Annotated in this window: 20 protein-coding genes; 10 read left to right on the forward strand and 10 right to left on the reverse strand. The window is 61.4% G+C overall.

Annotated features, from left to right (window positions below):
- Positions 1-228 (forward strand): hypothetical protein (locus I6E74_RS09995; protein ID WP_197125327.1); only part of this gene is annotated, 228 nt, incomplete at its 5' end.
- Positions 229-397: 169 nt separating this feature from the next.
- On the opposite strand, the gene I6E74_RS10000 is transcribed toward I6E74_RS09995, so the two are convergent.
- Positions 398-694 (reverse strand): Gfo/Idh/MocA family oxidoreductase, encoded by a 297-nt coding sequence (locus I6E74_RS10000; protein WP_307784449.1) that lies wholly within the window; start codon positions 692-694, stop codon positions 398-400.
- 257 nt (positions 695-951) lie between these two features.
- On the opposite strand from I6E74_RS10000, the gene I6E74_RS10005 reads away from it, so the two are divergent.
- The 4 genes from I6E74_RS10005 to I6E74_RS10020 all read left to right on the forward strand — a co-directional run bounded on the left by I6E74_RS10005 (position 952) and on the right by I6E74_RS10020 (position 7,570).
- On the forward strand, positions 952-2,274 hold the full coding sequence (locus I6E74_RS10005; protein WP_231604981.1) for a PHB depolymerase family esterase: 1,323 nt from the start codon (positions 952-954) through the stop codon (positions 2,272-2,274).
- Between the two features lie 272 nt (positions 2,275-2,546).
- A complete protein-coding gene (locus tag I6E74_RS14600) occupies positions 2,547-4,082 on the forward strand; it encodes an InlB B-repeat-containing protein (RefSeq protein ID WP_197125336.1) in 1,536 nt (511 codons plus the stop codon).
- 126 nt (positions 4,083-4,208) lie between these two features.
- Positions 4,209-5,969 (forward strand): dynamin family protein, encoded by a 1,761-nt coding sequence (locus I6E74_RS10015; protein ID WP_197125338.1) that lies wholly within the window; start codon positions 4,209-4,211, stop codon positions 5,967-5,969.
- Entirely contained in the window at positions 5,966-7,570 is a 1,605-nt protein-coding gene (locus I6E74_RS10020) for a GTPase (RefSeq protein ID WP_197125345.1), read from the forward strand. Before I6E74_RS10015 ends, I6E74_RS10020 begins: the two co-directional genes overlap by 4 nt.
- A gap of 592 nt (positions 7,571-8,162) precedes the next feature.
- Here I6E74_RS10020 and I6E74_RS10025 read toward each other — a convergent pair.
- The 7 genes from I6E74_RS10025 to I6E74_RS10055 form a co-directional block, all read right to left on the reverse strand.
- Positions 8,163-8,699, reverse strand: coding sequence for a hypothetical protein (locus I6E74_RS10025; RefSeq protein WP_197125347.1), 537 nt, complete (start codon positions 8,697-8,699; stop codon positions 8,163-8,165).
- Positions 8,696-9,970 carry a hypothetical protein gene (locus tag I6E74_RS10030; protein WP_197125349.1) on the reverse strand — a complete coding sequence of 425 codons (1,275 nt, stop codon included), beginning with the start codon at positions 9,968-9,970 and terminating at the stop codon, positions 8,696-8,698. The genes I6E74_RS10025 and I6E74_RS10030 overlap by 4 nt, the downstream gene beginning before the upstream one ends.
- A gap of 161 nt (positions 9,971-10,131) precedes the next feature.
- Positions 10,132-10,932, reverse strand: a complete 801-nt coding sequence (locus I6E74_RS10035) for a GIY-YIG nuclease family protein (protein WP_307784450.1) — start codon at positions 10,930-10,932, stop codon at positions 10,132-10,134.
- Positions 10,932-12,089, reverse strand: a complete 1,158-nt coding sequence (locus I6E74_RS10040) for a DNA cytosine methyltransferase (protein WP_197125351.1) — start codon at positions 12,087-12,089, stop codon at positions 10,932-10,934. Before I6E74_RS10040 ends, I6E74_RS10035 begins: the two co-directional genes overlap by 1 nt.
- A gap of 172 nt (positions 12,090-12,261) precedes the next feature.
- Positions 12,262-12,525, reverse strand: coding sequence for a hypothetical protein (locus I6E74_RS10045; RefSeq protein ID WP_197125353.1), 264 nt, complete (start codon positions 12,523-12,525; stop codon positions 12,262-12,264).
- Positions 12,526-12,840: 315 nt separating this feature from the next.
- Positions 12,841-13,521: a hypothetical protein gene (locus I6E74_RS10050; RefSeq protein WP_197125355.1), complete on the reverse strand. Its 681-nt coding sequence runs from the start codon at positions 13,519-13,521 to the stop codon at positions 12,841-12,843.
- A 215-nt stretch (positions 13,522-13,736) separates the two neighbouring features.
- Entirely contained in the window at positions 13,737-14,426 is a 690-nt protein-coding gene (locus I6E74_RS10055; protein ID WP_197125357.1) for a hypothetical protein, read from the reverse strand.
- Between the two features lie 488 nt (positions 14,427-14,914).
- On the opposite strand from I6E74_RS10055, the gene I6E74_RS10060 reads away from it, so the two are divergent.
- Together I6E74_RS10060 and I6E74_RS10065 are read left to right on the forward strand one after the other, a co-directional pair.
- The gene (locus I6E74_RS10060; protein WP_197125359.1) at positions 14,915-15,661 is read left to right on the forward strand and encodes a hypothetical protein; all 747 of its coding nucleotides are present in this window, start codon (positions 14,915-14,917) and stop codon (positions 15,659-15,661) included.
- A 33-nt stretch (positions 15,662-15,694) separates the two neighbouring features.
- On the forward strand, positions 15,695-15,874 hold the full coding sequence (locus tag I6E74_RS10065) for a hypothetical protein (RefSeq protein ID WP_197125361.1): 180 nt from the start codon (positions 15,695-15,697) through the stop codon (positions 15,872-15,874).
- 515 nt (positions 15,875-16,389) lie between these two features.
- On the opposite strand, the gene I6E74_RS10070 is transcribed toward I6E74_RS10065, so the two are convergent.
- Positions 16,390-16,902: a hypothetical protein gene (locus I6E74_RS10070; protein WP_197125363.1), complete on the reverse strand. Its 513-nt coding sequence runs from the start codon at positions 16,900-16,902 to the stop codon at positions 16,390-16,392.
- A gap of 103 nt (positions 16,903-17,005) precedes the next feature.
- Here I6E74_RS10070 and I6E74_RS10075 point away from each other — a divergent pair, with 103 nt between their 5' ends.
- From I6E74_RS10075 to I6E74_RS10085, 3 genes are all read left to right on the forward strand, one after another.
- Complete coding sequence (locus I6E74_RS10075; protein WP_197125365.1) at positions 17,006-17,581, forward strand: hypothetical protein; 576 nt, start codon at positions 17,006-17,008, stop codon at positions 17,579-17,581.
- 561 nt (positions 17,582-18,142) lie between these two features.
- Positions 18,143-18,508 (forward strand): metalloregulator ArsR/SmtB family transcription factor, encoded by a 366-nt coding sequence (locus tag I6E74_RS10080; protein WP_197125367.1) that lies wholly within the window; start codon positions 18,143-18,145, stop codon positions 18,506-18,508.
- A complete protein-coding gene (locus tag I6E74_RS10085) occupies positions 18,505-20,157 on the forward strand; it encodes a SulP family inorganic anion transporter (protein ID WP_197125369.1) in 1,653 nt (550 codons plus the stop codon). Before I6E74_RS10080 ends, I6E74_RS10085 begins: the two co-directional genes overlap by 4 nt.
- Here I6E74_RS10085 and I6E74_RS10090 read toward each other — a convergent pair.
- Positions 20,154-21,563: a GH1 family beta-glucosidase gene (locus I6E74_RS10090; protein WP_197125371.1), complete on the reverse strand. Its 1,410-nt coding sequence runs from the start codon at positions 21,561-21,563 to the stop codon at positions 20,154-20,156. The genes I6E74_RS10085 and I6E74_RS10090 overlap by 4 nt on opposite strands.
- Between the last annotated feature and the right edge of the window lie 4 nt (positions 21,564-21,567).

Consider the following 21,567-nt stretch of genomic DNA (forward strand, 5'->3'; position numbering starts at 1 on the left):
TACACCTTCACCGGCTGGACCTCCAACGGCACCACCTACAACTTCACCACCCCCGTGACCGAACCAATCACACTCACCGCAACCTGGACCGAAGTGGCCGCGGTCACCGGAGAGCTCGCAGCGACCGGCATCGACCTAATGCCCAGTTTGGGCGCCACAGCGCTACTGCTGCTGATGGGAATCGCTCTCGTTGCATTCCATCGCCGCGGCAACGCTCCTCAGCGGTAACGATCTCCGACGCCCACGCCGCCGCCGGGCGCGCGTTCGCGTATGGGTTTAACCCCTGCAACCCTTACTGCGCGAAGGGATCGCTGAGCTACCTCGGCCAGGGCGACGCGACGATCACGAGTCTCTCGCAGGTCTCCGCAACGAGTTGGGCCAAGACGGCGAACTGCGGCTAGCCGTTTGACAACTCAGCAACCCGAACGTGGCAGCCAGAGATCACGTCGACGTCGGGGTTAGCCAGTAGCTCGGCATAGTCGCCGTACGCTTTCTCGATGCCCCAGGTCTTCGCAAAGTCTTGGGCACGGTCGAGGCTGCGGGATGCCACAGCCACAAGTTTCTGTTCGGTGTGCGACTGCACCGCGGCGGCGAAGGTCGCGGCGATTCCACCGGGAGCCATGATGCCCCAGCGCAGAGCGGGTACGGAGTCGGCGGCAGGAATGATCGGGGCCGGGAATGCGGTGGGGAACACAAACATCCTTCTCGTCGGGGAGGACTGCGGCGGCGCAGGCCACGACGATTCTAGGAGCCGCCCCCAGCGTCATCGCAGTACCTGTGGAAAACATGAGACATGATTCAGGTTTCAGAGTAGGTTGATCTAGACGGACTGACACGTCACCGTGGCAGCCGTTAGCGTCGCGATATTCTCGCGGCGCGCAGTCCGTTCGGGACATCCGCGCAATGACGCTCGGAGCGAAGACCGGATTGCGACGTGCGGAGGTATTCCGAATGTCCACTGTTAAACGCCGGCTCACCATCCCGGCAGTACTCGCCTCTCTCGCCCTGGTCAGCGCCACGTTGGCAGGAGCGCCCCTCGCGGCCCACGCGATCACGTGCCCGCCCGGTTTCGAGATGCTGCCCGGGTGCAGCAACTCGTCGGATCCCGGCGGTTCGGCCGCCGTTCCGGGAACCTGGGCTACCGAAACGGTTGCAGGGATGAGCACTCGCATCTACACACCATCCACTGCCGCCGAACTCCCTGCCGGGCGTGCGCTCATGATCAGCCTTCACGGCTGCGCCCAGAAGGCTAGCGACTTTCAAGCGAACGCCAACTGGGTAGCGGCTGCCGAAGACTATGGAATGGTCGTCGCGCTCCCCGATGCCCCGAACGGTGGCGTCGTCTTCGGATGCTGGGATTACTACGACTCCAATCACTCCCGCAGCAATCCGGCCCGGCACGACGACAACCTGCTGAACCTCGCCACGACCCTAACCGCGCGCGCCAGTCTGGGTATCGACGCCGATCAGGTTTATATCTCCGGGTTGTCATCTGGCGGTGGAGAAACCATGGTGATGGGATGCCTCGCCCCCGACATCTTTGCGGGAATGGGCATCAATGCCGGCCCCACGGTGGGCACCACTTCTGGCCAGATTTCGAGTGTCGCGGTGTCGAAATCGCAGGGAACGAACACCTGCACCAGCTTCGGCAGCGCTAACTCTGCGGCGTTCTCGACCCAGCTCACCTCGGTCATTTATGGCAGCAACGACAGCACCGTGTCGACGGGATACAACACTCTCAACGGCCAAATCATGGCGGGCATTTACGGGGCATCCAGCACGTCAACGTTTAGCTTGAGCGGCTTGGCCGGCAACAACACTGCCGGCTCGGGTACTCTTTACTCGGATGCCACGGGGCCGCGGGTATCGGTAATTCAGAACTCGAACCTCGGCCACAACTGGCCAGCAGGAGCGGGAACCGGAGGAACGTATATCAATGCGAACAGCGTTGACTACCCGGCGTATGTGACGGGGTTCTTCTTCGACAACAACCGCCGCGTTGATCGGACCGGCACCCCCGGACCTGACCCGACTCCGACGCCGACGCCCACCTCTACCCCGACTCCGACGCCGACGCCCGATCCTGTGACGTGCTTCACTGCCACCAACGCGCAGCATGCCGCCGCTGGGCGCGCGTTCGCGTACGGGTTCAACCCCTACAACCCTTACTACGCGAAGGGATCGCTGAGCTACCTCGGTCAGGGCGACGCGACGATCACGAGTCTCTCGCAGGTCTCCGCAACGAGTTGGGCCAAGACGGCGAGCTGCGGCTAACAGTCGGCACGGCACACTAGCGCTCTCGAAGGGCGTCTCCGGGACTCCTGCTGTTCCGGAGACGCTCGACAGCGGCACGCACAGTGAGAAGGCTTGGCGGAGTGGCGCCGCCCCGGCATGCTCGGTTCCTAATTACCACCCTGCGGCGACGCGAAACCACACACACCATAAGTGGGGTCACTCGAGCGCCCAGAGGTGAGCATCGACCTGCTAGCTTCTAGATAACCATTGCGGGATGAACGATGTTCCGAACGATCACCCGGAGATCACTCATGCTGGCACGCCCATTTGTCAAGTCCGCTGCGCTCGCAACCGCGCTGGCCATCCCCTTGGCTCTCGCCGTCGCGGTGCCCGCGACCGCTGCGAGCGTCACCGTAGACAGCTGGAGTGCACTCAAGACTGCGTTCGCAGTCGACGGCGACACCGTCGTGCTCGACGCCGATATCGACTCTGACGGCGGAGACTCGCTTGCGATCGACGATGGTGAGGCAATCACCCTCGACCTGAATGGGTACACGCTCAACATCACCAGCCCAAGTGGCCCTCTGGCCGCAATCGGCGTGCCGAGCACCTCCACACTCATCATCAATGCCACCGGCGGAGGCACCCTCAACGTGACCGGCGGAGACAGCGCTTCCGGGATCGGAGGCCGTGCCGCAGCCGGCGCCCTCGTCGATGCCAGCGATGCCGGAACCATCATCATTAACGCCGGCACCATCACCGCAACCGGCGGCTTATCCGGAGCAGGCATCGGTGGTGTCTCCTTGGGCAGCGGCGGCACCACCACCATCAACGGAGGCACCATCACCGCAACCGGCGGCTACTTCGGAGCCGGCATCGGCGGAGGCCTCTACGGCAGCGGCGGCACCACCACCATCAACGGCGGCACCACAACCGCAACCGGCGGCTATGGCAGCGCCGGCATCGGCGGGGGCTACTACGGCAGCGGCGGCACCACCACCACCAACGGCGGCACCACCACCGCAAACGGCGGCTATGGCAGCGCCGGCATCGGCGGAGGCGAATTCGCTAACGGCGGCATCACCACGATCAACGGAGGCAGCGTCGCCGCAAACGGCGGCTCCGCCGGCGCCGGTATCGGCGGAGGCGATGGCGCCGGTGGCGGCATCACCATGATCAACGGAGGCACCGTCGCCGCAAACGGCGGCGAGCGCGGTGCTGGCATCGGGGGCGGCCCGTTTAGCTCTGGCGCCGAAACGACCACCATCACCGGCGGCACCACGACCGCAACCGGAGGAAGCAACGCCGCTGGCATCGGCGGCGGCGACGACGGGAACCCGGGCACCCTGGATATTCACGGCACCCCGAATACTGGTGCCTCACTCGATGGCGGAGGCCCTAGAGCATCCCTGATAACCAACACGGTCACTCCGACCGGGGTCGGCTACTCGGCTGCAACTTCCTTAGTCGGTGAAGGCGGAAGCATCGCCATCGGGTTCAATTACCTCGTCAGCTTCGATGCGGCCGGCGGCATCAGCGCCCCCGCTGCAGCGATCGTCGCTGGCGACACTGTCACCGCCCCCACCGCCCCCACCCGCGACGGATACACCTTCTCCGGCTGGACCGTCAACGGCACCAGCTACAACTTCGGCTCTCCCGTCACCGCTCCCATCACGCTTGTCGCGACCTGGGCCGCCGTAGTAGCGGCCACCACGGTTACCGCAACTGCAGAACTCGCGGCCACCGGAATCGATCCGACACCTGCCCTGGGCGCCACGGCGTTGCTGCTGTTGTCCGGCCTCGCTCTCATCGCGCTCCGTCGACGCACCAGCGCCCGCCAAGGATAACGATGGCGCGGTGGCCCCAACGGTGGGCACCTCCGCGCGACACCGGCACGCCACGGAGTCTGAGAACGCCGCCGCTGTGTACAACAAAAGTTAGCGAACTGGCCGTGCACCCGGCATGCTTAAGGCGTGACCGATAACAGTGCGCCCGCGATCCTCTCGCTTGAGCGCCTGCGGGCCTCTCTGGCGGATGCCGGGCTGACCCTCGACCTCGACGGCGTTGTAACGCAGCGCGAGGCTGCCGCAGCCGCCGTGCGACAGATCGACGACTACATCCGACCCCGCTTGGCAGACCTCGATGCACCGCTCCTCGCGGTGGTCGGTGGCTCCACCGGCTCAGGCAAGTCGACAATCGTCAATGCTCTGCTCGGTGTCGCGACGACCCGCGCCGGCGTTATTCGCCCCACGACTCGGCAGCCGATTCTGGTGCACGCTCCCGTCGATGCGGGATGGTTCGCGAGCGACCGCATTCTTCCCGGTCTTGCGCGTGTGCGCGGCCGCATCAGCGCTCCCGGAACGCCCGCGTCGAGCGCGGGCGATACGCCTGAAGAATCACGCATCGGTGAACTCATGCTTCTCGAGCACGACAGTGTTCCCCGTTCGCTCGCGATCATCGACGCCCCGGATATTGACTCGGTTGCCGACGAGAACCGGGCGCTTGCCACCCAACTGCTGGCCGCCGCCGACCTGTGGCTGTTCGTCACGACCGCGAATCGCTATGCGGATGCCGTGCCGTGGCGCCTCCTCGAAAGCGCTGCCGCCCGCTCCATCACCGTCGGCATTGTGCTCAACCGGGTGCCGCCGGGCGCTCTTGATGAGATCCTTCCCGACCTCCAGACCATGCTCGCAGACCGCGGCCTCAGCGACGCTCCCGTTTTCTCCATCGAAGAACAGCGTCTTGACGACTTGGGCATGCTGCCCGCCAGCGCCGTCGAACAGCCGCGCGAGTGGCTCTCCGGAATCGCGGGCGACCGGGCCGAACGTTCGCGCATCGCCGCCCGCACTCTCAGCGGCGCCATCAGCGAGCTCGACCGTCAGGTTCTCGTGATTGCGGATGCTCGGCAGCAGCAACTCGACTGGCTCGACGCTGCGCGCGCTGCCGCCGTTGCGCACTACGACGCCGCGCTCGACGCGGTGGACGCCGCCACGCAGAACGGCGCACTCATGCGCGGCGAAGTGCTGGCCCGCTGGCAAGACTTCGTCGGCACCTCCGACTTCTTCAGAAAAGTTGACTCGTGGTTTTCGGCGGCACGCGACCGCGCAACGGCGTGGATCACCGGAGCCCCCAACCCCGTGGTTGAAGTCGAAACCCAGATCGAAACCGGGCTGCAGACCGTGATCGTTGATCAGGCGGGGCGCGCTGCTGCGGCAGCGTGGGCCGGGCTCGAACGCAGCGTGGCCGGCAAGGCCATCGCTGAACGGCATCCGGAACTGGCCAGCGAAAGCCCCGAACTACCCCAGGCCACGACCGCGATGATTCGCGAATGGCAGGGCGCACTCATGCAGCTCATTCACGACAATGCGGGTGATAAGCGCATCCGGGCTCGCATTCTCTCGCTCGGTTTGAACGTCGTGACGGTTGCCCTCATGGTGGTCGTATTCGCTTCGACCGGTGGTCTTACCGGCGGCGAGATTGCGATTGCGGGTGGGTCAGCGGTGCTCGGCCAGAAGCTGCTTGAGACGATCTTTGGTGAGGATGCCGTGCGTCAACTGGCGAGCGAAGCCCGCGAGGATCTGCACGCGCGGGTTCGCGTGTTGTTCGACGCGGAGCTCGCGCGCTTGAGTGTCGCGTTGGAGCCGCTGAGGTTCGGCGCAACACCTGATTCACTGCGGCGCGAATCGCAGGCACTGCTCACCGATGTCGCGCGTGCTGCGGAGGACAACTCGTGAGCGTCGCTAAGCCGAACCTTGACGAGAGAATTGTCGCGCTGCGCACCGTTACTGAGGCGGGCGCCGGACGTATTCCCGCCGACGTACTCGACGATGCCCGTGCCCTGCTGACGCAGACCGAAGCACGCCGCTCCCGCTCCCCCGAACACACCGTGGTCGGCGTCTTTGGCGCTACCGGGTCGGGCAAGTCGAGTCTCGTGAATGCCCTCGTGGGTGACGAGGTGGCGGTCGCGCACGTGCGCCGCCCCACCACATCCGAAGCGCTCGCGGTGACGTGGGAGGCTGCCGGCGCGAGCGAACTGCTCGACTGGCTTGAGGTTCGCGAACGTGTCGAGCGGCCGACGCCCTTTGACGCTCGCGCGAGCAAACTCGTGCTTGTCGACCTGCCCGACGTGGATTCCGTTGAGGCCAGCAACCGTGCTGTTGCCGAGCGTCTTGCCGGGCAAGTGGATGCTCTGATCTGGGTCGTTGACCCGCAAAAGTATGCCGACGATGTGTTGCACGCGCAGTTCATCGCGCCGCACGCCAAGCACGCCGCTGTGACTCTGGTGGTGCTCAATCAGGTTGATCTGTTGAGTGAGGATGATCGTGCCGCCGTGGTGACGTCGCTCCAGACGATCGTTGAACGTGATGGCATTCCCCGCGCCCGAGTGCTGCCCGTGAGTGCCCGCACGGGTGAGGGTATCGACGCGTTGCGCAAGGCGATTGGCGATCTTGCGGCGTCGAAGGCGGTGCGGGATGCGCGGCTCAGCGCTGACGTGCAGACCCTTGCCGCCCGCATCGAGGATCCGGGTTCGCCGCAGAGGGTCAGCCCGAAGAGCGCCGGCCGGCTGCGCGATGAGGTCGGGACCGCTGCGGGCGTCGACATCGTGGCATCCGCTGTTGCTCGTTCGTATCGCAAGCGTTCCGGCCAGGCCACCGGGTGGCCGCTCGTGTCGTGGATTGGTCGTTTGCGCGCTGACCCGCTCACTCGCTTGGGTCTTGGCCCAAAGCGTCGTGGCGATGACCCCGATGTTCACCGGACGAGCATGCCGCTCTTGAGCGCTGGCGCGCAGGCCCGGATGTCGATGGCCGTACGCACGTTCACTGACGACGCCGGGGCCGGAGTTTCTGCCCCGTGGCGAGCTGCCGCGCGCACCACGGCGGAGCACGCCCTCGACGCTCTGCCGGCCACTCTCGATCTTGCTATTGCCCGCACTCCTTTGCCCGCGAAAGGTTCGTGGTGGTGGGTGCTCGTGGGCATCGTGCAGTGGATCGCCACGATCGCCGGATTGGGTGGAGCGCTCTGGTTGGTAGGCACCGCGCTGCTGCCGACCTTCGGCTTGCCGGCGTTCCCGCTCCCCGCGGTGGAGGAAGGTCCGCTCACTGGATGGGCGATACCGACACTGCTGCTGATTGCGGCAGTGCTCGTCGGCATTGTGCTGGGCCTGTTGTCGGCGGCGCTCAGCGCGGTCGCTGCTGGCGGTCGTCGGCGTCGCACCCGCCGCCGTCTTCTCGCCGCGGTCGACGAGGTCGTGCAGCGGGATGTTGTGGCTCCCGTCGCGACGGCGCTCGAGCAGGCGCGGGCGGTGTCGGCCGCGCTGCAGGTTGCGCGGCGCTAGAACCCCACCTGCAGCACGAGTGCCGACTGAGCTAGGCCGCGCTCTCAAGGAAGGTCGCGGAACCGCATTCCGATGTTGTCTCGAGGGCGGCGTTGAGTTCAAAAGTGTCTTCGAGCGCAACGACGAGCCCGGTCCGTTAGCCTGCCGTCGGCAGCGTGTTGAGAATTGTGGTTTCGCCGCTGCGGGTTGTGCCCGACACGACCCCGTCCTACAGGCGTGCTAAATCGCTTTGGGCCAAAGCTGGATCTTCTGTCTGGCACTGATCTCGTTGGCAGACGCAGGGAGGCTTTGACAGAGGTAACAGTCGTCGTGGAATCCGATAGAAACGTTTGTCAGGTCGTCCGAAGGGACGCCGGAAATGTCCTCGCCGATGGCGACGCCGATAACGCGACGACTAACGCGACAGTTCGCGCGAGGTCCTCAAACCAAAAGATATGAGTGAGTAGTGATGCGCGAGCCGATACGTTTCAAGGCTGAGATCGCCGTCGTAGTCCGGTCAGTGCACGGGCCGAGTAATTCAGCTGAGTCCGAGCATAGGAAGACCTCAACGGCAGAAATGCAGCTGGGTTTTGTTCCTCTCCGAAGGGTGGGGTCAGAAGGTCATCCTTGATTGGAGCCCCCGATTGAAGGCGGGATGACCCTTCTTGAAAATGCCCAAGTAGATGTCGTTTAGGGCCCCGATGATTGCAGCGAGGAACCGTTCAACATCGGCCGGCTCTAACGCAACAACCTCGCGAGGATGAACAAGCGAATTACGTGCTCTTATCCCCTCGCGTAAAACGGACCACCAGCCGTAGCTTGAGGGGGTGCTCTTGGAGTATTCGGCGGTCAGAAACGCAATTCTATCTTCGAGGCGATAGAATTTCTCTCTTCCGAGCTCCCATACGCCGCTCTCAATCTTGACGTCCTTTTCAAGCAGGATCGCGTTATGCAGGAGACTAGCCGTGGGGCGGGCAGATAACTCATCAGCAATCCCATTCAGGTGGGATTCAAGGGCGCTGAACCCGACCATCAGAGCCGCGTGAAGATAAGCATCCCGTTCTTCGTCGCTTGCCGCTTGGGCCTTTTCCAGAAAGCGTTTTGCCTCGTCCAGAAGCTGAATGGAGAAACTATCTACCTCGGTGCTCATGACGGCTTCACCTTTTCCGAGGCTCTCGAAACCTCAAGTAACGCCTCTTTCGCGAAAGCTTTTTTAATTGCTAGATCGATCTTCGCACCCGTGATCTGGGAGCCATCCACTGCCTGCAAGTAGAACAGCTCGACGAGGCGGCCGCGCTCCTTCGCATCGGTGCGATACCCGAGGCCACGGTAGTTATCTTGGTCCGTCTTGTGTCGGCCTCTCGCGAGAGCTGGTGCGTTGAGCGGATCCTTGCCCTGGACCGTCCTCAATTCGAAGTGACGCTTCTGGCGCGCCTTGTTTTTACTGAGCACGCCAGCAACGTAAGCCCACGCACTCAGCACTGCATAGTTCATCGCCTTATCAGCCGAATCCGCGGCCCCCGGCTTCAGCTTGCCTGCAGCGGTCAGAAAGCGCGAGCGTTGGGCGTCTATAAGAAGAGCAAACTCCTTCCCTGCAAGAGCCAAGTTTTTGTCCTCCCATATCGTGGGGTTTTGCACCTTGAGAGCGGCCCATTCGTCGACTTCCACACCAGACTTGAGCAGCACCGGGGTGGTTGCTGTCGAATCAAATTTCTTGGGATCCACCTCGCGGCCGCGGAAATAATTCACGATGAAAGTTCGGGCGGCACGAACAGTGATCGGGTTTCCGCGAACCCGTCGATCCGCGAAGTCTTCGCCGGAGTTGAGAAGGCCTGCTTTCTGACACCACTCGCGCAGTTCCGGCCCGGCGAGGGTCTCGGTCATGCGATCAAACAAGTCGGTCGAAACCGCAATGTTCGTATTAGAAATCAACTGGACGTCAAGACGCTGCTCGGTGTCCAGCGCGAAGTAGAGCTTCACCCCATGGTGTTCGTTTACGCCATCTTTGAGGGCCTCTAGAATCGCAGTAAATCGATGTTGGCCGCCGATGATCTTCAGCGGGTGGCCTTCGTCGTACGCTCTCGTGAATTCGCAGACTAAGTTACTGAAGGCGCGGGCACCCTTCGCATCCTCTTTCATCTTGGCAAACGCCACATGATCTTCGACCACGTCGCGGTTCGCGCGGTACTCGGCAGAATCGTCGGGATCCAGGGCGACATCGACAGTGGCAGCAGGAGCCAGCGTGTCGGCCAGAAGATGCACCTCGACAAAGTAAGCCCCGGTAGCGTTGTCCTGCATCACAAGTATCGGCAGCGACTCGACCGGTTTGCACACCTGGACAAAATCCGCGATCAGCGCCTCCACGCCGGGGGCGAGATCTCCCACCAGTCGCGTATCAAGAGTCCCAACTCCGTCGGTCATGTTGCACCTTTGCTCGATCACGCCCGGCCGCAGTCGCAAACCGAGTCCTGAAAGCATATTGGCAGACGAACCGCCTAAAATTGGCAGGCCGGTCGTTATTCGTGGCTACTTTTCAACCAGCGCAAACACGTCCTGCAAATTGTCGCGAGCACGTACAACTCTTAGTCTCCGCTGCCTTCATCGCCAGTGGGGTACAGCACGGAGCCGATCAAGCCCTCGACCGAGATTGCGCTGGGATCTGGTGCGGGCTCGCCCTCCGCAATGTTAAATCGCTCTGCAGCCTTGTAAGCAAGCCGAACTGCCTGAATCACGAGTACTCGTCTGAGACCGGCAGAAACTTCGCCCCGCTCATGAGCGACTGCGGCGAGTCTGGCGAGCGTTTCCGCCCGGCGAGCGATCCGCACATCAGGGTGCCCTCGCTCCTTGCGCGTCTGGTCCGAGATGAGTGTGAATTTAAAGGACTCAGGCAGGTCGATCGGCGGATTCTGAGGGGGGATCTTTTCGTTGAGGATCGCCCCGAACTTGCTATTCTCGATCGCTCGGAGATAAGCCGAGTATTCGTGCGTGTCAAGCATTGTTTGGGCAGCCTCAAATGCAGCCTTGTCGACCCGCTTAGCGGGCGTGCCTTCCAACTGCCAGAGTGGCCAGACCTCGAGCTCGGCTACTTCAAACACATCGAGGATACGCATTGCAACTGCGTCGGTTCTCTGGTTTGTCAAGTGACGATTGAGCCTCTTTGCGAGACTCTCCTTGGTCTGCCCGACGTAGATCGGTTCTCCGTCGTAGTCGTAGAACGCGTAAACACCCCACTTAGCCGATGCAACTCTTCGGCCGCTGTCGTCTACGAACTTCTTTGCGACGTCGAACAGACTCCTAAACTCCCGCACGACTCCAGCAGGCAGCTCCTTCTTCTTTGGCTTTTTCGACGCAGCAGCAGTGCGCGGACGGCTTGTACTCGCCACTAGACAGCCTTAACCGAAAGCGTGGATTGAGCTTTCATCTCACCATTGACCAGCGGCAGCAGGTAATTCTCCGCCAACCAGGCGACCGCGGGCACGGCAACTGCGTCGCCGAAACCGAAGAGTGCTTGGTTATTGCGTGCTGCAGTCAAGTCGTAGTCGCCGGCCCCCATCAGGCGCGCATACTCCCGAGGTGTCATCCAGCGCACCTGCAGGCGTTTGTTTCCCATCCGGACGACGGCTTGCTTGGAGGAACCGCCACGTGCAGTTCGGAGACACCCTGAGATGTCGTCGGCGCGTACTTCCCAGACGGGAACACCATTGCGGGTACGCCTATAAGCAGTCCGGTACTTCACACCGGTACCGCGCTTCATCGTTGCGACGCGGTCAAGCTGGGTTGGCGAGAGCGAAGCCACGAACGACTCGGTGCGATCGGCATCCCACCAGCGCTCGTCATCAAGAGGCATCTGTTCGACCTCATTACCAAAACCCTCAGTCTTGGGTGCCGGCGGCGCGGGAAGTGCAGCTCGGTGTGTTCGAAGGGTCTCGTCGCCGTAAACCCACTGAAGCCAGTCGGGGCGCAGTTCGGAGTTCGGCACTGGCGCGTCGTTGGGCGGGTTTTGCGCGCCGACAAGGAACAGTCGGGGCCGAGACTGAGGAACGAACCGACGAGCATCGATAGATAGCACGTCCACGGAGTAGCCGAGATTATTGAACGCTCGGATGGCAGCGGCAAGATCGTCACCACCATGAGAAGTTGCGAGACCAATCACATTCTCCAGGACTACGACCTCAGGCCGGTCGTCTTTCAACTCGTCGAGCAGTCGAATGAAGTGCCAAAACGTCCCCGATTGTGCGCCAGCTAGCCCAGCCCGGTTGCCCGCCAAAGAGAGATCCGTGCATGGGGAAGAGGCCCACGCGAGAGAAACGTCACGTGGGAGGTCATCGACCACGACCTTACCCACGTCGCCAAGCGCGAAATGCTGAGCATCCGATTCACCGAACTGAGCGTCGTACATCGCCTTTTTGTCAGGCTCGTAGTCGTTGGCCCACGCGACTCGGAATCCTGCGGATTCCAGTCCCATCCTTGCAAGACCAATACCAGCAAAGAACTCCAGCGCCCGCGGCCGGGAAGCATCGATCGACGTTACATTTCCCATGCCCACAAGACTAGCTGTGACCGCTGTCACCTCTTGCCTGCCTCACCGTGCCGAAGTGATTCCCGCGGCACAATGAGCAAAACAAAAGACGTCGGTTCCAACGCCTCAAACGGGCCGCTAAGACACGTGCAGACGCTAGGCAATCGCGGTCCACGTGTTTCAGCGCGCTAGTTCAGAATGCGTCGACGGTGTCGCCAGCGAAGAACGGTTGGAGCGAACCGCACCCGGCCAACGCCGCCACCGCCTCGCGGGCGGTCTGGGCTTCGTCTGTAAGTAGCGGCACCGAACCGCCCAGCGCACGTTCGCTGTAGAGGCGCACCTCGTCGCGCACATACCGCGACGCCAACTCTCTGTCGCGCGACAGGTCAGCTCCGTCACGGCGACCCCTTTGGCGAACCCGATCGGCAATGGTCGTCACGGCCTTAGGAATGCTCATATTGTGCGGAGTCGGTGCCCAGCGCTGCGGTTGTTGCCCACAGCCGTAGCCTCGCTGACGATCGCATCACGCAACTCAGAGCACAACCTGCACACCAATGACAACGCCACAGAGACTGTCTGCGTGCGCACGTGCGCAAAGGGCGCTGGCGCCGCTCGCACACACAGCTTTATGTAATTGCGGTTTTGCGACGCCGCGAGAGCGGGTGCTCATTGATGTGAACGGCACAATCGGCTTTCCGATGCTGGCCGGGACGTGCGTCGCAAGTCTGCCTTCAGCCGGAAGCCGATGGAACAGATAGGCAGGAGCCGAGAGTCACATTCTTCGCTTTGCTACGGCCGCGGGATCGTGGATAGGCACGAGCGCAGGAGGAAGCGCATAGACGGCATCAAGGCCCATGTCTTCAACCTCCTGCGAAATTACAGGACGGATCTTTCGGATGCGACTGTTTAGATCGCCAAGGAGCTTGCCGCTAAGGGCACTTACTGCTCGTACTTCCTCTTCTGACGGGAAAAGATCGACGTGGACGTGGCCTACTCGATCCACACTTCGTCTAGCAAACGACGAGTCGGTTATAAATGCGAGGACAAACGCCTGCTCGTAACCGTTCACGGCATGCGCGGCATGTTTGTCTCGAAGATTGACTAAGTAGTTGTGCCACTCGGAATCACTAGTGTCGAATATCTCCGCGTTCGGCTTTACAGTGCGAACGCTTGATTTAAAGGCTCGCCCGTAGCTAGTGAGCGCTGCGATCCATAAGGCAAGAGAGGGTTCACGCGCATTTTCGACGGATTCGACCCCCATTTGGATGAACGCATTGGCAAACGCCTTCGCCAACTCAACATCCCGACGGCAACTTATTAAGTCACGAAACTCCCTACTCGAGGGTGTATCCACCACCACGGCGCGATAACCGCTTCCCGCATCGATCAAGCCGCCTTGATCGGATGTCTTGTATCCATTCCTGCTGTAGGAAGCATTCTCGCGCTCAGCCACGAGGTAGCCGTCTGGTTTTGCTTGGCGAGCGGGAAACGTCCGGACCGCACCTCGAAGAAGCGCAATGTAGGCATCGCTCGACTGAAGTCAACTCACCAGCAAGAAAGGGCATGCTTGCCAGAAGCCCAAAAAATCTCATTTCGAACACGCCCCGCCCTAACTCTGCTGATTCGGAAGCAAAAGCGCCGTACCGGGCACCGCCCGGCGTCGAACAATTAGCTGCCTATTGATTCTAAGTAAGTGAGCACATTCTGCCCACGCGACGTCACCTTGCTACTAAATAGCCTATTTCGCCCGACTTCACCGCGATCCCACAAACCGACCAGCGCCATCTCTTGAAGTGAGTCGTTCGCTGAGTAGACCGCCACGATCTCGGACCTTTCGCCTCTTGCAACACGCGATTCAAGAAATTCCGCGAACGTTCCAGAAAAATCCCATTCGTACGACGCAAATGCTTCAGGGTCGGCGTTTCGCAGCCATACCCCTGGGCCCGCGAGGATCTTCAACAAACCTACTTCCCGTGTCGTGAGATCAGCAATGACTCTCTCCATTCGTTCACGCTCATCGCGAGGAAGCTGACACCATGGGCCAGCGTTTGCGAGCGCGGCAGCTAGACGCGTTCGTTTACCGTCGTCAGAAGTCTCTTGAGCCACACGAAACAGCCGGTGCGCGCTGGCAAGGAATTCCGGATCAGTAAGATCCGCCACGCCCTCTGTCCACGCTTCCAAGGATGAGATTCGCGCGACCACCATCGCCCAAAAGTTCTCATCGCGCGCCCTTGCTGCCGCTTGAATCGAACCTTGTATCGTCCCGGCCAGTCCCCCGAGTCCCGGAATACCCCCCAACCCACCCAGCGCGGCTGAGACTGCAATCGTTCTTGCGGGACTTTCTTCGTGGAGTGGCATTCACTAAATCTAGGCGACGGGACAATGCAGATGCAGAAAGCTGAAATACCAAAACTCGGGATTGTGCAGAGCCGGCGAGGCAAACGGACTTTAAAGCATCTGGTCGGCCGATCGCCCGACTCGAGGGGGGGGGGGGGGGGGGGGGGATGATGCCGCAAAACAGTCATCACACGGTGGGCCGCCAATGACACTCGGAACAATAAAATAGCATTCCGGGGCGCGCGTAGTTCCTGGCAAGGCCCTATGCCCTACGGCTGATCCGACGCTGTGGTCATCAGCACTTCGGATTATATTCACGCTCGCGTTCAAGCACCCACTTCGCCGGCTCATGGCTTTGGCCTCTGTCGCAATGTTTCGTTCTTCGCTGAACTCAAATAACTACCGCCCAACGGCTACTTTCGCCAAAGTAAGCGGATACCGCTGCCAATTGAGACGCTCGGCCGCGAGGCGCACTGAGTAAGGCTCGTTGAGCGTTACTATCGTCTCCTATGGCCGGAATTCGCTTGACATTGCGTATCGTGGCTGCCGTGCTCGGGTTCGGTGCAATTGTGCTAGGAGCCTTATCGAAGGGCTCAGTTCTACCCGAAGACTCAAAGTTCGAGCCTATTCTTCTAATCGCGGCCGGATCCGCCGCCTTCATCGACGCGATTTCAGGCATTGCTGCATCACGCGCACGCCGAACTGGTCTAGAACTCGAAATCAGCATAGAAAAGACAGTCATAGCTTCCCTAATATCAATCTCCCGAGTGACCGGCACAGACATCATCCTTCTCGGCGGTTGTGTTTTCGAGATACGTCGCAGGCGATGGTGGTCGCGAACAAAAATGCTGAAGCGCCTCGTCCGGAGCCGGCTGTCTGATTCCCCACAGGAAAGTGCCATCACTTGGCGTGCCGGCAAGGGCGCGATTGGCGAGGCGTGGCAGCGAAAGAAGGCCGTTCACCGATCTTGGCTTGCGATCGCCCGAAAACACGGCGAGGGTCAACTTTCACGCGCTGCATTTGATCGACTCCCCGCAAAAACACAGGATGGATTCGAATATGAGGATTTCCAAACTATTGTCGGGAAGTACTCCGAAATCCTCGCTGTCCCGATCCTCAAAAATGGCAGGTGTATCGGAGTTCTGGCGATCGATATCCCTTACGAACCGACCGAGACTCGCCAGCATTTGGACACCAAGGACGTCAAGGAAATTGCTGAGACTTGCGCAAGCGTCCTGTCAAATGTCCTGCGTTGAGTCTAGTCTCAGGCCAAGAGTTGAATGGAGTAAATGATGAGCCCCAACCCTGCCCGCATGACGCCAGATCAAGCTCGCGACCTGTTCTTCGAAACGATTAGAGCCATGCACCCGGACGAAGACCTCTCGCGCGCGATCAACGATGCCGAAGACAAGAGCAAAAAGCATCGCGTAGGCTTTCAACCCAACCCTGAGCCCAAGCACGAACGTTAGTCGAACCCTCTAAGCCCGGGTGTGCCGTCGACGGTCTTCGCTTTGGGCCACGCGCTGGCAACGCCATCGAGATTCGATGTTTGATCTTGCGTCACCTACGCGCGCAGCCGAAGAGCGACTCTCTCAAAGCGGGATATCCCGGAAATTTTGACGAGTATGCAACTTTGGCCCAGCCTCGATAATCGCCGGATCCGGAATCTGGCGTCGCCTGCGCGTTGTGACGGAAACACCGCGAACCAGAAGACGATCGTCGGGCCTGCGTGTAGCGTCGAAACGTCACTTCTCGAGTGAGCGCTAAACGAACCAACATCCCAACCCGCTGATGTCATCGGTTCCATCAATTCGGCAAGGGAAACGATGTGCGTCAGTACAACCGCACCGATCAGGAGCCCAGCGATGGTCATAGCCGACGAGCGCAGGCCACTCCAAAGGTCAAGGCGAACTCGTGATCAGCCTGCCCGAGATTCCGAATGCCTTTTGAAACTCTAGGGGCGTACCCTGCTCAAGGTGACGGCTTAGAAGCGCCTAATCGTGGACGTTACTTTTTCGGGCTGGTCCTCGTACGACCACTGGAGTTCGACTGAATTTCCAGAGTTCGATGCTGCCCCGGCGATAATAGCGGAGAATTTGACCACGTCTCCGTGATCGACCCGCATCGGCAGATCCGGGGGCACGAAAGCATAGACGTTTCCACCCGGTAAGGATTCCAAACCGTTCAAGATCACCGTACGCCCGGAGTTATTCCGGATCAAGTACGAACTTTGCCCACCTTTTCGCTCGGGACTTCCCCATGTAGGTGGAAGCGCTAGACGCTGCGCGTCGAGTGCCTCTTGCGCGATCGAGTTCGCGAGGGAAAGAGAGGCGGCGGCTCCCTGCTGAGCCTCGACCGCCGCGTCGCGCGCCTCTTCGGCAGCCAGCTTACCGCGACCCGCGGCTATGGCCATCGCCCAGGCGACAGCCGCTGCTCCGAGCGTTGCCACTAACAGCGCCGCGTTGACGATAAGGCTTATCGTTTCGAAAGTCGTCATGCAGTCACCGTAGTGGACCGATAGTCTGTGCGTCAGAGGTCGCCCTGTTTCAAAAGTAAGGTCGCCCCCCCTCGCCCTATCCGTTCGAGCCTTGGAGATGACAGTGTTTGGAAACATCCTGAGTGACGCCGAGATCATCCGGTTGCGCGATTCGCACCTGCTCACGCTCGAGCCGTTCGACGTCAAGCGGCTGAAGATTGCCCACTATAAATTGGCACCACGCACCGTGTGGACGCCAGTGACTACGATCGATGGGAAGCCTAGCAAACGTCAAGAACACAACTTCGAAGACGAAGCCCAGTTCGTTTTCCAGCCAAACGCGTACCACCTCTTCGAGGTAGAGGAAACTGTTCTCCTACCTGATGGAGTCGTGGCAAACTTTGTGCCCGTCTCCGAATTTGCTCTTCGTGGGTTCTCGCTCGTTGCTGGCATGCTGGACGCGGGCTATGGAAAGCTCGCGGGGCGCACGCAGAAACTGTTTTTCGGGGTCAAGAATCTTCTCGATGAGAAGAATATGTTCGACCGAAATTTCGGGCTGGCACATATGTCTATCGTCAGCCTGACCGGAGCTTCTCTGCTTCGACAGGAATTGAGTAAAGCCGAATTGGGCCGACTCGCAGGACGAGACCCAGAACGCTGGAGGCGCGCTAATGACGACGGCGTCTTCTACCCGCAGTAGAGCCATCCGCGTCACCGACCTCTGCAACACCGGATAAAAAGATTGCCGAGCGGCTTGCGGCACCTCTGGAACCGGTAGTTGGCTCGCGACCGCAGTGCCAAAGATGCAATATTGAATCTTTCTGCGGCCCGCACAACTGCTGACTTTTGCGAGCGTGGACCTCAATGCGGAGTTCGGAGCCGGCCCACAGAGTTGTGAAACGACGCGCTCGATGTTGGAAATTGCCATCTCAATAGACCTGCAGGAACAGTTGCTCGCCAAACAGCCTAAATTGGGCCGTCAGCGTCAAACTATCGAATCTTGGGGGCCGCCCGCGAACGATAATGTCTTTGCGAAATTCTCGGCTGAAAAATCTATTCTCCTAATGCCCACCACAGAATAGGCGCGCCGACCTTTGCCACCCTGCGATCACTGACCCTGGTTAACCTCGGCAACCGAAACACTGATTTCTTGGCGCCCGACCGCTTGATATGATGGTTACATCAATTCATTAATCTGTGGTGGCTATGCCGCCGAAACCTGAGCGCGACTAAAGCGCCCGCACCGATCAGGAGCACAGCAATGGCCGTTCTCGATGAGCGCAGGCCGCTCTACGAAATCAAGGCGAACCTCTTCAAGGGGCTCGCGCATCCTCACCGCATCCGGGTGCTCGAAATCTTGTCGGCGGCCGACGAAGCCTCTGTCACAGAGATGCTGACCGCGACCGGCCTCGAAGCCTCCCACCTCTCGCAACACCTCGCCGTGCTGCGCCGCTACGGGCTCGTCGTCTCCGAACGTCGCGCCAGCGTCGTCTACTACCGCCTCGCTCACCCCCAAATTTCTGAACTCCTCCGTGTCGCGCGCGTGCTGCTCGGCGAAATCCTTGCCGACACCGACAGCCAACGCGATCTCGTTGCCGGACTACCCACGATTCCGGATGCCCGATGAAACGTTCCTGGAAGGCGCTCCTGCCCAGCGTCAAGGACTACCGTCTCCTCCGCACCAGCTGGCGCGGAGACCTCATCGCCGGCGTGACCGTCGGTATTGTCGCCCTGCCCCTCGCCCTCGCCTTTGGCGTTAGTTCCGGAGTCGGCGCCGAAGCTGGGCTCATCACCGCCATCGTCGCGGGCATCGTTGCCGCAGTCTTCGGTGGCTCCAACGTGCAGGTCTCCGGCCCCACCGGCGCGATGGTCGTCGTGCTCGCTCCCATCGTCGTCAGTCACGGCGTCGAGGCCGTCGCGATCGTCACCCTGCTCGCGGGCATCATCGTCGTCGTCGCGGGCGTGCTGCGCCTCGGCCGCACCGTCAGCTACATCCCCTGGCCCGTCATCGAAGGCTTCACGGTCGGCATCGGCATCATCATCTTCCTGCAACAAGTGCCCTCGGCGCTCGGCACGGAAGGAACTGAACACCCCACCAACTCCGTGCTCGCGGCAGGGGCCTTCATCGCTGCCGCCCAGTGGCCGGCTGCTCTGCTCCCCCTCGGCGTCACTGCGGCTGTGATCGCGATCATGTTGCTACTCACCCGCATCAGCGGTCGCCTTCCCGCCTCCTTCATCGCCATCGTCGTCGTCACGATCGCAGCTCAAGCCCTCAACTTGCCGCTCGCCACCATCGGCGAACTGCCCGCCTCGCTGCCGGCGCCCGCCGTGCCCTCGTTCGACTTCGACCTCACCACGCTGATCGGTCCGGCGTTCGCCGTCGCCGCCCTCGCCGCCATCGAATCCCTGCTCTCCGCCCGCGTCGCCGCCGGCATGGCAGACACCGGGCCCTACAACGCCGACCGCGAACTCGTCGGCCAGGGGCTGGCATCCGTCGCTTCCAGCTTCTTTGGCGGGATGCCGGCCACCGGCGCCATCGCCCGCACCGCCGTAAACGTGCGCTCGGGTGGCCGCACCCGCGTTTCCGCGATCGTGCATGCCCTCGCCCTCCTCACCGTCGTGTACCTCGCAGCGCAGGTCGTCGCAGTCATCCCACTGGCAGCACTCTCGGGCGTTCTCATGGCCACCGCCGCCCGCATGATGTCCCCCACCCTGATCAAGACGATGCTGCACACCGGCAAATCTGAAGCTGCCGTGTTCGTCATCACCGGCATCATTACGGTGAGCTTCGACCTCATCATCGCCGTGGGGATCGGTATCGCTGCCGCCGCCTTCTTCGCCCTGCGCACCATGAGTAAGGCCAGCGGTGTTCACCGCGAAGAACTCCCCGGCTCCCCCGAACCCGGCGACGAACGCATTGCGCTCTTCCGCATCGATGGCTCACTCTTCTTCGGAGCAGCCGAGCGCCTCATCGACCGCATCAACGAACACGACGGTCTCGAAGTCGTGATCGTGCGGCTGTCGCAACTGCACCTCATCGATGCCACCGGCGCCCACACTCTCACCGAGCTCATCACCGCGCTCGAACGACGCGGCGTGACCGTCATCATCAAGGGCATCCGCCCCGAACATCTGGATGTGCTCAAGCGCCTCGGAGTGATCCGATCGCTGCGGCACCCCAACCACCTGTTCGCCGAACTCGAGCCCGCGATCGAACATGCTCGCTCACACATCCGCCGCACGATGGTCGCGAACGAGGCAGCGCGCGACGTCTAGCTCAGCGCCGGCGTCACCTTGTTCTTGGCAACCTCAGAAACCCACAGCCCGCTGTCTTTCACGATGCGTTCTTGAGTGTCGTAGTCGACCCGCACAACGCCGAAGCGCTTCGAATAGCCGTAGCCCCACTCGAAGTTGTCGAGCAGCGACCACACGAGGTACCCCTGCAGGTTCACCCCGCGCTGCACCGCACGGTGCGCGGCCGTGAAGTGCCGGTTGAGGTAGTCGACCCGGTCGGCATCATGCACCCGACCATCCGTGACCTCGTCGTCGAACGCTGCACCGTTCTCGGTGATCATCAACGGCAGGTCAGGGAATCGCTCGCCCAAATCGACCAACAGTTCTTCGAGACCATCGGGCGCGATGTTCCAGTTCATGGCCGTGTACGGGCCGTCTTGCGGCAAGAACTCGACAGTACGGCTACCCGGCCACGCGGAACCGCCCATGTCTTTGTGACCGTCGTTCATCACGCGCTCGCTCACGCCATCCCACATCTTCACCGTGACGGTGGAGTAATAGTTGACGCCCAAAAAATCGAGCGGCTGATGGATGGTCGCCAGATCACCCGCGTGAACGAATGACCAGTCGGTGACCTCGCTCGTGTCGGCAATGAAGTCATCGTCGTAGCGACCGAGCAGCATCGGGCTCGTGAACGCGCGGTTCGCGAGCGCATCGATACGACGCTTGGCTTCGGCATCCTCACCCCGAATCACGTGGAAATTCAGCGTCGCCGACACCTCGGGCGAATTCGTGGCAGCGGAACGAATGCGCGGCACCGCCATTCCGTGAGCCAAATTGAGGTGGTGCACGGCGGCGAGAGCGTCAACATCCCGAGCGCGACCGGGTGCATGAGATGCCGAGCCATAGCCCAAGTATGCCGAACACCACGGCTCGTTGAGGGTCGTCCACGTGTGCACGCGATCGCCCAGGGCAGTGGCCGCGAGCTCGGCGTATTCGGCGAACCACAGAGCGGTATCGCGCTCAGGCCAACCGCCCTCATCCTCGAGTTCCTGCGGCAGATCCCAGTGATAGAGAGTGGCGATGGGGCGGATGCCGCGGCTCAGCAGCCCGTCGACCAGACGCGAGTAGAACGACACTCCCTCGGGGTTGATCGGACCCTGCCCACCCGGCTGAAATCGCGGCCACGAGATGGAGAAGCGGTAGGCGTCGAGACCCAGCTCGGCCATGAGATCGAGGTCGGATTCGAGCCGGTAGTAGTGGTCGTCGGCAACGTCACCGGTGTCGCCGTTCCAGGTCTTGCCCGGGGTGTGACTGAAAGTGTCCCAGATGGATTCGGTGCGGCCGCCATCGCGAGCCGCTCCCTCAATTTGATAGGCCGCCGTCGCAGAACCAACGATGAAGTTCGGCGGAAATACGAGACCAGAATCGCGGTAATCGGAGTTCATCTCA

It is taken from the genome of Salinibacterium sp. SWN139, from assembly GCF_015864625.1.
In the GTDB taxonomy this organism is placed as follows: Bacteria; Actinomycetota; Actinomycetes; order Actinomycetales; family Microbacteriaceae; genus Rhodoglobus.

Bases quoted from the DNA above. Each gene is read 5' to 3' on its own strand.
- I6E74_RS10005 (WP_231604981.1), top strand. From the start codon at position 952: ATGTCCACTGTTAAACGCCGGCTCACCATCCCGGCAGTACTCGCCTCT.
- I6E74_RS14600 (WP_197125336.1), top strand. From the start codon at position 2,547: ATGCTGGCACGCCCATTTGTCAAGTCCGCTGCGCTCGCAACCGCGCTG.
- I6E74_RS10025 (WP_197125347.1), bottom strand. From the start codon at position 8,699: ATGAGCACCGAGGTAGATAGTTTCTCCATTCAGCTTCTGGACGAGGCA.
- I6E74_RS10030 (WP_197125349.1), bottom strand. From the start codon at position 9,970: ATGACCGACGGAGTTGGGACTCTTGATACGCGACTGGTGGGAGATCTC.
- I6E74_RS10040 (WP_197125351.1), bottom strand. From the start codon at position 12,089: ATGGGAAATGTAACGTCGATCGATGCTTCCCGGCCGCGGGCGCTGGAG.
- I6E74_RS10045 (WP_197125353.1), bottom strand. From the start codon at position 12,525: ATGAGCATTCCTAAGGCCGTGACGACCATTGCCGATCGGGTTCGCCAA.
- I6E74_RS10055 (WP_197125357.1), bottom strand. From the start codon at position 14,426: ATGCCACTCCACGAAGAAAGTCCCGCAAGAACGATTGCAGTCTCAGCC.
- I6E74_RS10060 (WP_197125359.1), top strand. From the start codon at position 14,915: ATGGCCGGAATTCGCTTGACATTGCGTATCGTGGCTGCCGTGCTCGGG.
- I6E74_RS10065 (WP_197125361.1), top strand. From the start codon at position 15,695: ATGATGAGCCCCAACCCTGCCCGCATGACGCCAGATCAAGCTCGCGAC.
- I6E74_RS10070 (WP_197125363.1), bottom strand. From the start codon at position 16,902: ATGACGACTTTCGAAACGATAAGCCTTATCGTCAACGCGGCGCTGTTA.
- I6E74_RS10080 (WP_197125367.1), top strand. From the start codon at position 18,143: ATGGCCGTTCTCGATGAGCGCAGGCCGCTCTACGAAATCAAGGCGAAC.
- I6E74_RS10085 (WP_197125369.1), top strand. From the start codon at position 18,505: ATGAAACGTTCCTGGAAGGCGCTCCTGCCCAGCGTCAAGGACTACCGT.
- I6E74_RS10090 (WP_197125371.1), bottom strand. From the start codon at position 21,563: ATGAACTCCGATTACCGCGATTCTGGTCTCGTATTTCCGCCGAACTTC.